Genomic DNA, 14,544 nt, shown 5'->3' with positions numbered 1-14,544 from the left:
TTGGCGATCGCCCACGGGACTACGTAGTTTTGCGGAGTAGATGAAAACGCGAAGTTCTTTAGAGGCACGTGCAAAAGCGCAGCAGAACGGGGCCGTCATGAAAGCGCATGTAATTGACCCTGATATCGGTCGGCGAGGCAAGCTTGCACGACGCTTTTTCGAATTGGGGCATCACGCTGAAGTTTTCGAAAGTCCGGAAGAATTTCTTCGGTTCGGTCCCGAATTTGGTTATGTGTTTGCTTATGACAATTCGACGGAACACTCAGCGGCGGATTCGTCTCCCGGCGCCTCCGTCTGCGACAGTGGTCTGCCAGTCGTAATGTATTCCGACGATCCCGACCTCGAACGCGTCGTCAAGGCGATGGTGGCCGGTGCCCTCGACTATCTTCGCTGGCCGATCGACGGGGAAAAAGTCGATCAGCTGATCGCCGACGTGACCGCACGCGAGAATATCCGCGCACGAGAAGAGGGCATTCGCAAAGATGCCCGCGCCAAGATCGACCTCCTGTCGAAACGCGAGAGAGAGACGCTTGCCCTGATCACGCGGGGACTCGGCAACAAGGCGATCGCGCAAGAACTGAGCATCAGCCATCGCACGGTGGAAATTCACCGCTCCAACGCGTTCGAAAAGATCAATGCCGCGTCGACGGCCGATGCTGTTCGGATCGGGGTCCACGCAGGACTGGATCGGGATTGATCAGGAACTCGTGGGTCGCCTTGCTCTGCAGGTCGATCAGGCAATTGAGCCAAGCGATCAAAATCGATTTCGCTGAGGTGTCGTTCGATGCCTTGCCGGACGCATCGAACCAGGGCGCTTCGATAGTCACAATTGCATGCCCGTTCGGTTCGGAAAGCTTCAACGGGAAATGATCGGCAACAAGGGCGTGTGCTGCGTCCATATGGGCGCCGCTATCCAGCCATTCTTCAAATACGTCCTCGCCCACATCGACTGTAAGGACCTCGGCTAGGGCACCCGGCACGATCTGGAGCAGGTGAAACACATGGCGCAACGCAGATTCATCGTCGATCGCGCCCGTCTCCAGTCGCGCCTGCACCAGCCTGATACGCTCGAACCAGTCGTCCGGCGAAAGCGGTGTGATAGATCCCGCATCACTCACAATGTCACTCTTATCGGTATTCCGGTGGTTTGGGTAGGGCTTCCCGGATAGGCGGTGGCTGGACTAGTCCGGATACCCCGCGCATTCCGATGCGTGTTTCACCCGGTGTGCCAATGTGAAACGCAATGCAGGCTGCTCTCAACTCTGTTGCATGCGGGCCCATTTCGGATCTGCCGGTTCGAGCGTGTCGAGAAACGCCTCTGCGCTGTCGAGATATTCCTGTTGCTTTTCGTCCCCCATCCGGTCCCAGGTCGAGTAGATCCGACCGATCCGGTGATTGCTTTTGAGTCGTTCGCGGTGGCGGTTCATGAAGTGCCAGTAGAGCGAATTGAAGGGACAGGCGCCCTCGCCGGTCTTCTTGCTGGGGGAATAGGTGCAGCCCTTGCAGTAGTTGCTCATCTTGTTGATGTAATTTCCGCTCGCGGCATAGGGCTTGCTCGCCAGCTTGCCGCCATCGGCATAGAGGATCATCGCCGCCACGTTGGGCAGTTCGACCCATTCATAGGCGTCGGCATAGACGACGAGGTACCAGTCCTGCACCTCGCGCGGGGATATGCCCGCAAGCAGCGCGAAATTGCCGAGCACCATCAGCCGCTGGATATGATGCGCATGGGCATTGTCGCTCGTCGATCGGATGGAATCGGCGAGGCAGCGCATATCGGTCTCGCCGGTCCAGTAGAATTCCGGCAGGCCGCGCTGGGCGTTGAGCGCGTTGGCTTCCTGCAGATGCGGCATCTGGTGCCAGTAGAACCGGCGGACATATTCGCGCCAGCCGATGATCTGGCGGATGAATCCCTCGACCGAATTGATCGGGGCCTTGCCGTCCTTGTAGCTTTGCTCCGCACGCCGGCAGAGTTCCAGCGGATCGAGCAGGCCGAGATTAATGCTGGTCGAGAGCATCGAGTGGTAGAGGTCGTCCTCCCCGCAGACCATCGCGTCCTGATAGGGGCCGAAGTGCTCGATCCGCTCGGCGAAGAAGGCGTCGGCGGCTTCTTCCGCCTCGTCGCGTGTCACTGGCCAGCGGAATTTTTCGAGGCTGCCGAAGTGGTCGCCGAAGCGGTCCTCGACCAGTTCGATTACTTCCTGCGTGATGTCGTCGGGTTCGAAATTGGGGCGCTCGGGCGACGTCATGCCGTCCTTGGGCGGCTTGCGATTCTCGCTGTCGTAATTCCACTCCCCGCCTTCGGGCTTGTCGCCATCCATCAGCAACCCCGTCTTGCGGCGCATCTCGCGGTAGAAATACTCCATCCGCATTTCCTTGCGGTCCTCGGCCCAGTCGTCGAATTCGGCCTGGGTGGAGATGAAGCGGTCGTCGCGCAGGATCTCGACCTCGCAGGGGAACTTGTCGGCCCACTGGTCCATCGCCTCGCGCACGCGCCATTCGCCGGGTTCGACCACATTGATGGCGCGCGGAGAATGCTCCTCGACAGCGCGCGCGACTTCGCCGGTGAAGCTACCCGCATTGTCCTCGGAATCGAGTTTAACATAGTCGACCGTCCAACCGGCATCGCGCAATTCCTCGGCGAAGTGCCGCATGGCGGAAAAGATCAGAACGATCTTTTGCTTGTGATGCTTGACGTAAGTCGCCTCGTCCCAAACCTCCATCATCAGGATGACGGTATCGTCCTTCGCCCGGCCCCTGATCGAGGCGAGGTCGCGGGTCAGCTGGTCGCCGAGGATGGGGACGAGGACGGGGCCTTCGGAGGTGTCTGCCATGGCGGGTGAACGCGCAATCTGGCCGCCGGTGCCTCAAACGAAACTGTAGGGATCGATATCCACTGCCACGCGCACGCCAGGCGGGTGGTCGACCTGCCGCAGCCAGCCGCGGATCACTTCCTGCAATTGAACGCTTCGGCGCGCGTTGATGAGGAAGCGATAGCGGTAGCGATTGCGGAGCAGGGCCATGGGCGCGGGGGCCGGGCCAAGGATCATGCAATCCTCCACCTGCGGGCGGAATGCGCCGAGGCGGTTGGCGGCCTCGCGCGCTTCGGCGTCGTCTTCGCTGGAGATGATGATTGCCGCCCAGCGGCCGAAGGGCGGAGCACCGGCATGGCGTCGTGCTTCGGTTTCCGCTTCGTAGAAGGCATCGCGGTCGCCCTCTGCCAACGCGGCGATGACGCTGGCTTCGGGATGGCGGGTCTGGATCAGGACCTCGCCCGGCTTGGTCCCGCGCCCGGCGCGCCCCGCCACCTGCGCGACCTGCTGGTAAGTCCGCTCTCCCGCACGCAGGTCGCCGCCCTCGAGGCCGAGATCGGCATCGACCACGCCCACAAGCGTGAGCTCGGGGAAATGGAACCCCTTGGTTACCAATTGCGTGCCGACGATCACGTCCACCTCACGCGCCTCGACCGCGGCGATGAATTCCGCGGCCTTGCCGGGGGAATTGAGCGTGTCCGACGTCGCCACGAACACCCGCGCTTCGGGCAGACGTTCGGCCACCTCGTCGGCGATCCGCTCCACGCCCGGGCCGCAGGCGACGAGGCAATCGGGTTCGCCGCATTCGGTGCAGGCCTGCGGGCTGGGCGTCTCGTGGCCGCAATGATGGCAGGCAAGGCGGCGGCTGAAGCGGTGCTCGACCAGCCAGGCGCTGCAATTGGGGCATTGGTAGCGGAAGCCGCAATTACGGCAGAGCGTCAGCGGCGCATAGCCGCGGCGGTTGAGGAACAGCAGCGACTGTTCGCCCTTGGCCAGCCGGTCCTCGATTCCGTCGATCAGCCGCTGGGCGAGCCACATGCCGGTCGGCGGTTTCTCTTCGGTCAGGTCGATCGTGTCGATGCTCGGCAATTCGGCCCCGCCGAAGCGGCTCGGCAGGTCGATCTTGGCGTAGATCCCGCTCTCGGCCATCTGCAGGCTTTCGAGCGCGGGCGTGGCGCTGGCGAGGACCACCGGCACCTTCTCGAAATGTGCGCGCATCACGGCGACGTCGCGCGCATTGTAGCGCACGCCGTCCTCCTGCTTGAAACTGATCTCATGCGCCTCGTCGACCACGATCAGGCCGAGTTTCGCGAAGGGCAGGAACAGAGCCGAGCGCGCGCCGACCACGACCTGCGCCGCGCCCTGCGCCACCGCGCGATAGGCGCGCCGCCGCTCGGTCGATTTGAGCGAGGAGTGCCATAGCACTGGGGCTGCCCCGAACCGCTCCTCGAAGCGGTGGAGAAAGTTTTCGGTCAGCGCGATTTCTGGCAGCAGCACGAGCACCTGCCGGCCCATCCGCAGCGCCTCGGCGACAGGCTCGAAATAGGTTTCGGTCTTGCCCGACCCGGTCACTCCATCGAGCAGGAAGGGGGCGAATTCGGCCTTGCGAACCGCCTCTGCAAACACGCCGGATGCCTCGGCCTGTTCGGCGCTCAGCTCGACATGGGCGAAGTCGGGCCGCGCATCGGGATAGGGCCGGTCGCAATCGACCTCGACCGGTTCGAGCACGCCTTGATTGACCAGCCCGCGCAGCACGCCTTCGCTGACACCCGCAATCCCGGACAATTCGCGGATGTTCGCCTGCTCACCCTCCAGCGCCTCCATCGCCGCCTGCCGCTGGGGCGTCATCCGCTCCGGCATGCCGCCGGTCAGCCGATATTCGGTCATCGTCGCCGGGCCTTTGAGCGCTCCGCCGGAGGACAATGCCATGCGCGCCACGCTCGACAGGGAAGCGACGTAATAGTCCGCCGTCCATTCGATCAGCCGCCTGAGCGGGGCCGACAACGGCGGCACCGGCAAAACTCCACGCAAATTCCGCAACTTCTCCGCCGGAACCTCGCTGCCGGGAAGCCGTTCAGCCTCCCAGACGATGCCGATGATCGTGCGCGGGCCCAGCGGGCATTCGACGACCGACCCGGCTTCGACCTTCAGCCCCTCGGGCACCTTGTAGTCCAGCGGACCCAGGGCGGCGTTGAGGACGAGGCAGCGGACACGGTTCATGGCGCCGTCATATGGGCGGCGCGACAGGGGCGAAACAAGGGTGGGAAACATGAGGACTGAAAATATGACCGATATTCTTGTGAGACCTACCGGACGCCGCGCCTTTCTCGGCGGGCTGTCGCTCGGCGGGGCGGCACTGGCGCTGCCCGCCTGCACCAGCCTCGGCGGCTTCGGCCTGGTGGATGCCGTGCAGCGCATCCTGTTCCTGTCGAGCGAGCGGGCCTTCGGGCGCATGCTCCAGTCGAACGGTTTCTGGGACGAGCAGGTGGCGCAGCTTGGCCTGAACAATCTGCTCGGCACGCGCGGCGATGTGCTCAGCCGTATCCTGACCTCCACGCTGTTCAAGAATCGTCTCCAGAATGCTTTCGGCGACATCGCCTATGAAGGAGCAGAGCGTGCCGCGCCGCTGGTAACCGATGCCGTGCGCACCATCGGCATCCAGAACGCGATCGATCTCGTGCGTGGCGGACCGACCGCGGCGACCGGCTTCCTGCGCCAGTCGATGGGCCGCACGCTGATCGAGGCGATGGTGCCCGAACTCGGCACCGCGATGCGCGTCGCCAGCGATCCGCTGGTCGGCGAACTCATCAACGGCCTCACCGGCGTCGACCTGTCCGGCGCGACCACGCGCTTTGCCGACAATATCGACAACACCATCTGGCGTGAAATCGGCAACGAGGAAGCCGCCATCCGCCGCGATCCCGGCGCGACGCGCGACCCGCTGATCATCGGCGTGTTCGGGGCAGGCGGCCAGGCGGGGTACTGACCTGCTGGCGGCCTAGGCGCGCTGGCTCTGCGGCGTGCGCTCTGCCATGAATGCCGGATGAGATTTGCTTTTGTGATGGCGGCAGGCCTGCTTGCCGGTTGCGCGACGCCGCAAGTTGCGCCGGAGCCCGCAAGCTTCGGCGTCCAGCTCTACACCGTGCGCGAGTCCATGCAGCGCAATCCGTTCGCCGCGATCCTCGACGTGGCGCGGCTCGGCTATGACGAGATCGAGTTTGCGGGGACCCATGGCGCCGATCCGGCGCTGCTATGTCGCTATGCGCGCGGGATGGGGTTGGAGGTCGCCGCCGCGCATGCCGACTGGCGACAGCTCAAGGCCGATCCCGCCGCCGCGATCGCCGAGGCGAAGGCGTTGTGTGCCGACACCCTGTTGCTCGCATGGCTGCCCGAGGAAGAGCGCCGCACGCTAGACCAGTGGCGCGAATGGACTGCGAGGCTTAGTGCGATCAATACGCTGGCCAAGGCCGAGGGCCTGTCGCTCGCCTATCACGCGCATGATTTCGAATTCGCGGAGACCAATGGCATCCGCCCGATCGACCTGCTGTTCGAAGGGCTGGATAGCGACATCGGCTTCGAACTGGACACCTACTGGCTGGCCACGGCCGGCGTCGATCCGCTCGCCTTTCTCAAGGCCAACGCCGACCGCGTAACCCATCTCCACCTCAAGGATATGGCAGCTGACGGCAGCATGGCCGATGTCGGCGAGGGCACGCTGCCGATACAGGCGATCATCGCGCAGGCGCGGACGCAAGGCGTGCGCCATTTCCTCGTCGAGCGCGACGATGCGCCCGATCCGTGGGCGAGCCTCGCGACGAGCCTTGACTCGCTGCGCGCAATGCCCTTGCAGCAAGGCGAATAATCCACCGCCTTTCCGGAGCGCGCAGCAATGAAATTCTTCGTCGACACCGCCGACATCGCCGACATCAAGGAAATGGCCGACACCGGCCTGCTCGACGGGGTGACCACCAACCCCTCGCTGATCGCCAAGTCGGGCCGCGATTTCATGGAAGTGACCAGGGAAATCTGCGACCTCGTCGATGGCCCGGTCAGTGCCGAAGTCGTCGCGCTCGATCACGAGACGATGATGAAAGAGGCCGAAACGCTGCGCCGCATCGCGGACAATGTCTGCATCAAGGTGCCGCTGACGATCGACGGGCTGAAGACCTGCAAGAAGCTGACCGGCGACGGCACGATGGTGAACGTCACGCTGTGCTTCTCGGCCAACCAGGCGTTGCTCGCGGCCAAGGCCGGCGCAACCTTCGTCTCGCCCTTCGTCGGTCGGCATGACGACAACGGCTTCGACGGCATGGCGCTGATCCGCGACATCCGCACGATCTACGACAACTATCCCGGCTTCACGACCGAAATCCTCGTCGCCAGCATCCGCAATCCGGTCCATGTGCTGGAAAGCGCGCGCATCGGCGCCGATGTCGCGACGATGCCGCCCGCCGTCATCAAGGGGCTGTTCAAGCACGTCCTGACCGACAAGGGCATCGAAGGCTTCACGAAGGACTGGGAAAAGACTGGCCAGACCATCCCGACGTCCTAAATAGGCCGCGTGGCAGACCAGACCCCCCTCGATCGTTTCAAGCAGGCGCTGACCGGTGCCAGCCGTGCGCTGGCGAACGAGCCGGAAGTCGAAGTCGCGTGGAGCGCGGACGCCCCCGCACAGGCGGGCAAGAACTTCCGCGTTCCGCTGCCGGGCCGCACGCTCCCACGCGAGCAGGCGACCGAGGCGCGTGGCTTCGCGGACAGCTTCGCGCTCAAGCTGCGCCATCACAACGAGGCGCTGCACACCAAGGGCGCTCCCTCCGAGCCGATCGCCCGCGCCTGTTACGATGCCATCGAGCAGGTCCGCTACGAGGCGATCGGCACCACGCGCTATGCCGGCATTCGCGACAATCTCGGCTCGGCAGTCGAGATGCGCACCAATGCCGACCCCATCGTCCGCGCCGACGAGGCGAACGAGGTCCCGCTGCCGACCGCGCTCTCGCTCATGCTGCGCGAGGCGCTGACGGGCGAGGCGATCCCCGAACGGGCGCAGGGCGCGGTGGAGATGGTGCGCGAGGATATCCTCGCCAAGATCGGCACCGACATGGACGATCTGGCAGGCGTGCTGGACGACCAGACTGCCTTCCAGGACCTGACGCTCGACATGCTGCGGCATCTCGACCTGACGCTGCCCGACACGCCCGATGCCACCGATGCCGAAGATGGCGACGAGGACGATGGCGAAAGCCCCGAGCAGGACGAGGATACCGACGAGGAAGACGAGGGCGGCGCCGAACCGCAGGCCAGCGACATGCGCTCGGACGTGACCGACGGCGAGGCGGAAGGCGACGCCGACCAGGAGGTCGAAGGCGAGCAGGAAATGTCCGACGGCGATCCCTCGGACGAGGAGGGCGAGGGCATGCAGCCCGTCCGCCCGAACCGCCCGTGGACCGAGATACCCGAAGGCTTCGACTACAAGCCCTATACCGACACATTCGACGAGGTCGTCGAGGCACCCGAGCTGTGCGACAACGAGGAACTGGACCGGCTGCGGCAATATCTCGACAGCCAGCTGGCGGGCCTTCAGGGCGTCGTCACCCGGCTCGCCAACCGCCTCCAGCGCCGCCTGATGGCGCAGCAGAACCGCAGCTGGGACTTCGACCAGGAAGAGGGCATGCTCGATGCCGCGCGGCTGACCCGCGTAGTCGTCAGCCCCGGCCATGCGCTGTCCTACAAGATCGAGCGCGATACCGAGTTCAAGGACACGGTCGTCACCCTGCTGATCGACAACTCGGGCTCGATGCGTGGCCGCCCGATCAGCATCGCCGCGATCAGCGCCGATATCCTTGCGCGCACGCTGGAGCGATGCGGCGTGAAGACCGAAATCCTCGGCTTCACCACCCGCGCATGGAAGGGCGGGCAATCACGCGAGGCGTGGCTCGCCGATGGCCGCCCAGCCAATCCCGGTCGCCTCAACGATCTGCGCCACATCCTCTACAAGCAGGCCGACGAGCCCTGGCGCCGCGCGCGCCGCAACCTCGGCCTGATGATGCGCGAAGGGCTGCTGAAGGAAAACATCGACGGCGAGGCGCTGCTCTGGGCCCACGACCGCCTGCTCCGCCGCCCCGAAGATCGCCGCATTCTGATGGTGATTTCCGACGGCGCCCCGGTCGACGACAGCACGCTGAGCGTCAACCAGGCAGGCTATCTCGAAAGCCATTTGCGCAAGGTGATCGACTGGATCGAGAAGCAATCGCCGGTGCAACTGGCGGCGATCGGGATCGGACACGACGTGACACGGTACTATCGGCGCTCGGTCACGATCATGGATGTCGAGCAGCTGGGCGGGACGATCATCGAACAGCTGGCCGATTTGTTCGAGGTGGAGTGATTGGAAAAATCTGGACTTTCTGGGTTTTCATTAGCCGATGCCCAGCCTCCTCGAGCAAAGGGCGCGTGGAGGTTATACGAGATTGAAGCTGTTGTTTGGGATGGTCGATCCCTGCGGATCCAGATGCAGGATCACACTCGGTCGGTGACGATCTCTTTCGATCTGCCTACGAGTTTTCGCTCGCAAGACGAGGGCGACATGCTCGATTATTGGACCGTGCGTAAAGCGGAAGAGATTGAGGTCGCTACTGTCTACACAATTGAACAAAGCCCCTATCTCGAATGGTTGTCTGCTAACAGTGTTGCTGGCCTGACTGGACCTCAAAAGCACTGGCTAATTGCAGGACTCGATCAGTGTGTGGAAGTGATATGTGATGCAGATGATCTTCCCACTATTGAAATGAGGATTTTGAAGTAATTACGATGAAGGTATCCGAAGCCGTCCAGACCCGCCGGTCCGTCCGTGCGTTCACCGATCAGCCGGTCGAGCGTGAGATGCTCACCCGCATCCTAGAGAAGGCGCAGCGTTCTCCCTCCGGCGGGAATACCCAGCCGTGGCACGGCATCGTCCTCACCGGCGAGCCGATGCAGAAGCTGTTCGACCGGATTGCCGAGGAGTTTCCCAAGGGCCGCGCGGCGCATGCGCCCGAGTATCACGTCTATCCACCCGAACTCGATGGGGCCTATGAACAGCGCCGCCGCGGGGTGGGCGAGGACATGTATGGTGCGCTCGAAATCTCCCGCGAGGACAAGGGCAAGCGCCTGATGTGGTTCGCCAACAACTTCCGCGCCTTCGGTGCGCCGGTGCTGATGCTGGTCCACACGCCCAAATACATGGGCCCGCCGCAGTGGAGCGATATCGGCATGTGGCTCCAGACCATCGGCCTGCTGTGCCGCGAAGAGGGCCTCGACACCTGCTTCCAGGAAGCCTGGGCGGTCTATTCCCCGCAAATCCGCGAGATGGTCGACATTCCCGAGGACCACATCTTCTTCTGCGGCGTCGCCATCGGCTACCGCGACGAGGATGCAGCCGTGAACCAGTTCGAAGTGAAGCGCGCCGACATCGACGAGGCTGTGCGCTGGGAGGGTTGGCAGTAGGCGAAGCGCGACCTAATGCGCAGCCCATGACCGAGACGCCGCTCAAGCTGTTCAATTCGCTGACCCGCCAGCTGGAAGAATTCCAGCCGATCCACGAAGGCGAGGCGCGCGTCTATTCCTGCGGGCCGACGGTCTACAACTACCAGCACATCGGCAACATGCGCGCCTATGTCTTCGCCGACACGCTGGGGCGCGTGCTGCAGTGGAAGGGCTACAAGCTCACCCATGTGATCAACATCACCGATGTCGGTCACCTCACCTCCGATGCGGACGAGGGCGAGGACAAGATGGAGAAGATGGCCGCGCGCGAGAACAAGAGCGCGTGGGACATCGCGAAATTCTACCAAGAGGATTTCGAGCGCGATCTGGCGCGGCTGAACGTCCAGCCCAAGCAGCATCCGCGCGCCACCGAATATGTCGAGGCGATGATCGCCTGGGGCGAGAGGATCGCCGACAAGCACTGCTACGAACTCGACAGCGGGCTCTATTTCGATGTCTCGACGGTGGCGGATTATGGGCGGCTGGCGCGCGCCGCTACGGACGCCAACGACGGTGACGCCGAGGGCCGGATCGACACGGTCGAGGGCAAGCGCAACCAGGCCGATTTCGCGATCTGGCGCAAGACGCCCGCAGGCGAAACGCGGCAAATGGAGTGGGATTCGCCTTGGGGCAAAGGCGCTCCCGGCTGGCATCTCGAATGCTCCGTCATGGGCGAGAAACTGCTCGGCTTTCCCTTCGACATCCACACCGGCGGGATCGACCACCGCGAGATCCACCACCCGAACGAGATCGCGCAGAACCAGGCTTATTGCTGCACGAACGGGTTGGACGACGCGCGCAATTCGGGCGCACGGATCTGGATGCACAACAACTTCCTCGTCGAACGCAGCGGAAAGATGAGCAAAAGCGCGGGCGAATTCCTGCGCCTGCAACTGCTGGTCGACAAGGGCTACCACCCGCTCGCATACCGCCTGATGTGTCTGCAGGCGCATTACCGCAGCGAGCTGGAGTTCAGCTGGGAGGGACTGCAGGCGGCGCTGACGCGATTAAAGCGGATGGTGATGGCGGGAGAGCGCGTCCTTGCAGAAGATGAAAGTTGGCATGCGCTTCCCATGGAGGAGCGACGGGCCAAATCTCTGAACACGCCAAAGGTTCTTCATCCGCTGCTTAAGCGATTTGAAGCATCGCTATCTGACGATCTTAACACGCCAGAGGCGCTGACAGCGCTCGAAGAGGTCTTGGCTTCGAAAAAGGTCGATCCTTCCGAACGCCTTGGTCTGGTTCTTTCGATGGATCGAGTTTTGGGATTGAACCTGCTCCAAATAGATCGCACCGACCTTCGCATCCGCCCGAAGGACGCACAGCTCACCGAGGCCGAGATCGAAGCCGAACTTCAGCGCCGCAAAGAAGCCCGCGCGGCGAAAGACTTTGCAACTTCCGATGCAATCCGCGACAGTCTCGCGGCGAAGGGCGTCGAGGTCATGGACGGCGACCCGCTGGGATGGGAATGGAGACTGTAGGAATGGCAGACCCGCACGCGCTTCTCTGGGAACATCTGAAAGACGCGCCGCGGGGGCTGACATTCGTCCGTGACTATGCCGGCGACGGCTTCACCCTGCCGTTCTATTGCGAAGACGCGCATCTCGCGGTCGAGATCGAGGACGACCCATTCAAGACCGCGAAGCACGAAACCCGCGATGCCTGGCAGGAGGCGAATAGGGTGGACATCATGCAGGTCCCGCCCAGCCACGTGAAGCAGAACGCCTCCGAAGTCGCCGATGCGATCCTCGACATCGCCGCACCGCGCCGCGAGCGGTTTGCCAGGGCGGTCTGAACCGGCAAGAAGGCCTGCCGAGGAGAACCGCCCGATGACCATAGCCGTCCTGTCCGCCCTGATCCGTCCGCTCGTCGAACCGCGCCTGCCCGAATGGGTCGAGCCCCACTGGTTTGCCAGCAAGGAAGAGGCGCTGGACCTCGCGCCCGAAGCCGAGATCGGCTGGTTCGACCTCAATGAGAAGGAGCCGATGATCGAGATCGCCAGGGCGGCGACCAGTCTCAAGTGGCTCAACTCGATCTATGCCGGGCTCGATTTCATGCCGCTGGACCTGCTCAAGGAACGCGGCGTGGTCGTGACCAACGGCGTCGGCATCAACGCACTGACCATCGCCGAATATGTCGTCATGCTGATGCTCGCCCATGCGAAGGGCTATCGCGAGGTGGTGCGCGCGCAGGACCGCAAGGAATGGCTGATGGATAGCCCGGGCAAGCGCGAACTCGCTGGCGAACGGGTCCTGCTGCTCGGCATGGGCGCGATCGGCAGCCTGGTGAAGACGCGGCTCGAAGCTTTCGACATGACCGTGGTGTCGGTGCGCCGCTCGGGCGGGGAGGGCGCATTGCGACCCGGCGAGTGGCGCCAGAAGCTGGGCGACTTCGACTGGGTCGTACTCGCCGTTCCCTCGACCGAGGAAACGAAAGGCATGATCGGCGAAATCGAGCTCGCCGCCATGCGCCCCAATGCCGTGCTGGTGAACATCGCGCGCGGCGATGTGGTCGATCAGGACGCGCTGGTCGCCGCCCTCAAGGAACAGAAAATCGAAGCGGCCCTGCTGGACGTCACCGATCCGGAGCCGCTGCCCGACGATCATCCGTTGTGGGAGATGGAGAGCGCACAGATCACCATGCACCTGTCGGGCCGCGCGCAAACGAAGATGTTCCAGCGCAGCGCCGACCGCTTCATCGAGAACCTGCAGCGCTGGGAAGCGGGCGAGCCGGTCCAGCCGCAAATGGACCTCGACGCGGGCTACTAACCGGGCGGTTTACGCGTCCTCCAGCAACAGCAACTCGCATTGCACCACAAACCGCGGGTCGGGCGCGATGCGGTGTTCGACTTCGACAATGGTCGCGTCGGCCACCAGCTGGCCGGGAATGGCGAATTCGTGATCGGGGAGCTCGGCCACGAAATGCTCGCCCGCTTCGACTGCGTCCGCGCCTGCGAACACCAGCGCCAGAGAATGCCGCGTCCCGGCAAAGGTGATGCTGGCCCAAGCCTTTTCGCTATGTGTTATGACCTGCGCGTGATGCTGGGCCAGCGTCATCAGAGCTTCGCACAAGCGGTCGCCGGACGTGCGGCGGGTGCGGGAAGGGCGCTTGAGTTTCGCTTCAACCGACATGGGCTGCCTCCCGCACACAGCTCTCTTGCGCGGCTTCGAAGCCGGCCATGAAGCCGCGGATGCGCTGTTCGGTGCCGTCGCGCGGCTCGCGCCCCAACCTGAGGTCGAGCACGAATCGCGGATCATGCGCGGCGAGGCGGCCGAACTTCGTGGCCGCCATTTCGTGCTGGCGCAGGAATTTCTCGATGGATCGGATCAGCATGCGAAAGCTCCCAATTGGCTGAACTGACTGGCGAATCGCTCGCCGTGTTCACTATACGTTCCAACCGAAATCCTACTTGTCTAGGAAAAATCCTATGCTATAGGAAATTTCATGGAAAACATCCCACGCGACGAACAGCGCGCCCGCCGGCGTTTGCAGGATATGGCCCTGCATAAGGGGGCAAGCCTGGCCGGGCTTTCACGCTTGATCGGGCGCAATCCCGCCTATCTCCAGCAATATGTGACTCGTGGCAGCCCGCGTCATCTGGACGAGCCGGATGTCCGCAAGATTGCGGAGTTTCTAGGAATATCTACGCGTGCTATCGAAACGCGGCATTTCGACGACCCGCCAGCCGCTCGCCATGCGGCGCAGGTTGGTGATCCCACGGCCGCCCGGGGCGAGTGGGTCGAAGTGCCGCGCTTGCCGCTCGATGCATCTGCTGGACCCGGCTCTTTCTCGGCAGAGGAAATTTCCTACGATCTCTTCCAGTTCTCCCGCCGCTGGTTACGCGAAATGGGGCTGGAAGGCGCCGACCTGTCCGCGATCCGCGTCGAGGGCGACAGCATGGAACCGCTCCTGCGCAGCGGGGACGAGATCTTCGTCGACCGCAACAAGCGCGCGGGCGAGGGCGTGCATGTCGTCCGCATCGGCGACGCGCTGCATGTCAAACAGGTCCAGGCCAGTGCCCCGGGCCGCATCAAGCTGATCAGCGCCAACGATGCCTACGCCCCGATCGAACTCGCGCGCGACGAGGTGGAGGTCATCGGCCGCGTCGTATGGAAGGGCGGGCGGGTGTAATCGGAAGCCTATTCGGAACAAACGCTTACGGCACTCGTAATTCCGTCATTCCTGCGTCGGGTGGGCGCGGCAGGTCACA

General features: G+C 63.6%; 16 protein-coding genes. 11 read left to right on the top strand and 5 right to left on the bottom strand.

The annotated features are described in order from the left end of the window. Nucleotides 1–40 precede the first annotated feature (40 nt). Entirely contained in the window at nucleotides 41–697 is a 657-nt protein-coding gene (locus Q9K02_RS11625; RefSeq protein ID WP_305933039.1) for a response regulator transcription factor, read from the top strand. On the opposite strand, the gene Q9K02_RS11620 is transcribed toward Q9K02_RS11625, so the two are convergent. The 3 genes from Q9K02_RS11620 to Q9K02_RS11610 form a co-directional block, all read right to left on the bottom strand. Continuing rightward, complete coding sequence (locus Q9K02_RS11620) at nucleotides 633–1,055, bottom strand: hypothetical protein (protein ID WP_305933038.1); 423 nt, start codon at nucleotides 1,053–1,055, stop codon at nucleotides 633–635. The two genes, Q9K02_RS11625 and Q9K02_RS11620, sit on opposite strands and share 65 nt — an antisense overlap. Before the next feature lie 201 nt (nucleotides 1,056–1,256). Then, entirely contained in the window at nucleotides 1,257–2,834 is a 1,578-nt protein-coding gene (locus Q9K02_RS11615; protein WP_305933037.1) for a cryptochrome/photolyase family protein, read from the bottom strand. Between the two features lie 33 nt (nucleotides 2,835–2,867). Then, complete coding sequence (locus Q9K02_RS11610) at nucleotides 2,868–5,033, bottom strand: primosomal protein N' (protein ID WP_305933036.1); 2,166 nt, start codon at nucleotides 5,031–5,033, stop codon at nucleotides 2,868–2,870. 64 nt (nucleotides 5,034–5,097) lie between these two features. Between Q9K02_RS11610 and Q9K02_RS11605 the strand changes: the two genes are divergently transcribed. The 9 genes from Q9K02_RS11605 to Q9K02_RS11565 are packed head-to-tail and all read left to right on the top strand — an operon-like array spanning nucleotide 5,098 to nucleotide 13,102. After that, nucleotides 5,098–5,799, top strand: coding sequence for a DUF4197 domain-containing protein (locus Q9K02_RS11605; RefSeq protein WP_305933035.1), 702 nt, complete (start codon nucleotides 5,098–5,100; stop codon nucleotides 5,797–5,799). 57 nt (nucleotides 5,800–5,856) lie between these two features. Further along, the gene (locus tag Q9K02_RS11600; RefSeq protein ID WP_305933034.1) at nucleotides 5,857–6,675 is read left to right on the top strand and encodes a sugar phosphate isomerase/epimerase family protein; all 819 of its coding nucleotides are present in this window, start codon (nucleotides 5,857–5,859) and stop codon (nucleotides 6,673–6,675) included. Between the two features lie 27 nt (nucleotides 6,676–6,702). After that, nucleotides 6,703–7,365, top strand: a complete 663-nt coding sequence (gene fsa, locus Q9K02_RS11595) for a fructose-6-phosphate aldolase (protein ID WP_305933033.1) — start codon at nucleotides 6,703–6,705, stop codon at nucleotides 7,363–7,365. 9 nt (nucleotides 7,366–7,374) lie between these two features. Next, nucleotides 7,375–9,198 carry a cobaltochelatase subunit CobT gene (cobT, locus tag Q9K02_RS11590; protein WP_305933032.1) on the top strand — a complete coding sequence of 608 codons (1,824 nt, stop codon included), beginning with the start codon at nucleotides 7,375–7,377 and terminating at the stop codon, nucleotides 9,196–9,198. Next, nucleotides 9,199–9,615: a hypothetical protein gene (locus Q9K02_RS11585; protein WP_305933031.1), complete on the top strand. Its 417-nt coding sequence runs from the start codon at nucleotides 9,199–9,201 to the stop codon at nucleotides 9,613–9,615. It begins immediately after the preceding gene. Between the two features lie 5 nt (nucleotides 9,616–9,620). Continuing rightward, nucleotides 9,621–10,295 carry a nitroreductase gene (locus Q9K02_RS11580; RefSeq protein WP_305933030.1) on the top strand — a complete coding sequence of 225 codons (675 nt, stop codon included), beginning with the start codon at nucleotides 9,621–9,623 and terminating at the stop codon, nucleotides 10,293–10,295. A 26-nt stretch (nucleotides 10,296–10,321) separates the two neighbouring features. Then, nucleotides 10,322–11,815, top strand: coding sequence for a cysteine--tRNA ligase (gene cysS / locus Q9K02_RS11575; protein ID WP_305933029.1), 1,494 nt, complete (start codon nucleotides 10,322–10,324; stop codon nucleotides 11,813–11,815). A gap of 2 nt (nucleotides 11,816–11,817) precedes the next feature. Further along, nucleotides 11,818–12,129 carry a DUF559 domain-containing protein gene (locus Q9K02_RS11570; RefSeq protein WP_305933028.1) on the top strand — a complete coding sequence of 104 codons (312 nt, stop codon included), beginning with the start codon at nucleotides 11,818–11,820 and terminating at the stop codon, nucleotides 12,127–12,129. A gap of 34 nt (nucleotides 12,130–12,163) precedes the next feature. Next, a complete protein-coding gene (locus Q9K02_RS11565) occupies nucleotides 12,164–13,102 on the top strand; it encodes a D-2-hydroxyacid dehydrogenase (RefSeq protein WP_305933027.1) in 939 nt (312 codons plus the stop codon). A 9-nt stretch (nucleotides 13,103–13,111) separates the two neighbouring features. Here Q9K02_RS11565 and Q9K02_RS11560 read toward each other — a convergent pair whose 3' ends face one another. Then, the gene (locus Q9K02_RS11560; RefSeq protein ID WP_305933026.1) at nucleotides 13,112–13,465 is read right to left on the bottom strand and encodes a hypothetical protein; all 354 of its coding nucleotides are present in this window, start codon (nucleotides 13,463–13,465) and stop codon (nucleotides 13,112–13,114) included. Then, on the bottom strand, nucleotides 13,455–13,667 hold the full coding sequence (locus tag Q9K02_RS11555) for a hypothetical protein (RefSeq protein ID WP_305933025.1): 213 nt from the start codon (nucleotides 13,665–13,667) through the stop codon (nucleotides 13,455–13,457). Before Q9K02_RS11555 ends, Q9K02_RS11560 begins: the two co-directional genes overlap by 11 nt. A gap of 111 nt (nucleotides 13,668–13,778) precedes the next feature. Between Q9K02_RS11555 and Q9K02_RS11550 the strand changes: the two genes are divergently transcribed. After that, nucleotides 13,779–14,465 (top strand): LexA family transcriptional regulator, encoded by a 687-nt coding sequence (locus Q9K02_RS11550; RefSeq protein ID WP_305933024.1) that lies wholly within the window; start codon nucleotides 13,779–13,781, stop codon nucleotides 14,463–14,465. The last annotated feature ends 79 nt before the right edge of the window (nucleotides 14,466–14,544 follow it).

The sequence above is a fragment of the Qipengyuania profundimaris genome, from assembly GCF_030717945.1.
Lineage (GTDB): Bacteria > Pseudomonadota > Alphaproteobacteria > Sphingomonadales > Sphingomonadaceae > Qipengyuania > Qipengyuania profundimaris.
The sequence above is the reverse complement of the archived record's forward strand: the minus strand, read 5'-3'. Positions and strand labels throughout refer to the sequence as shown.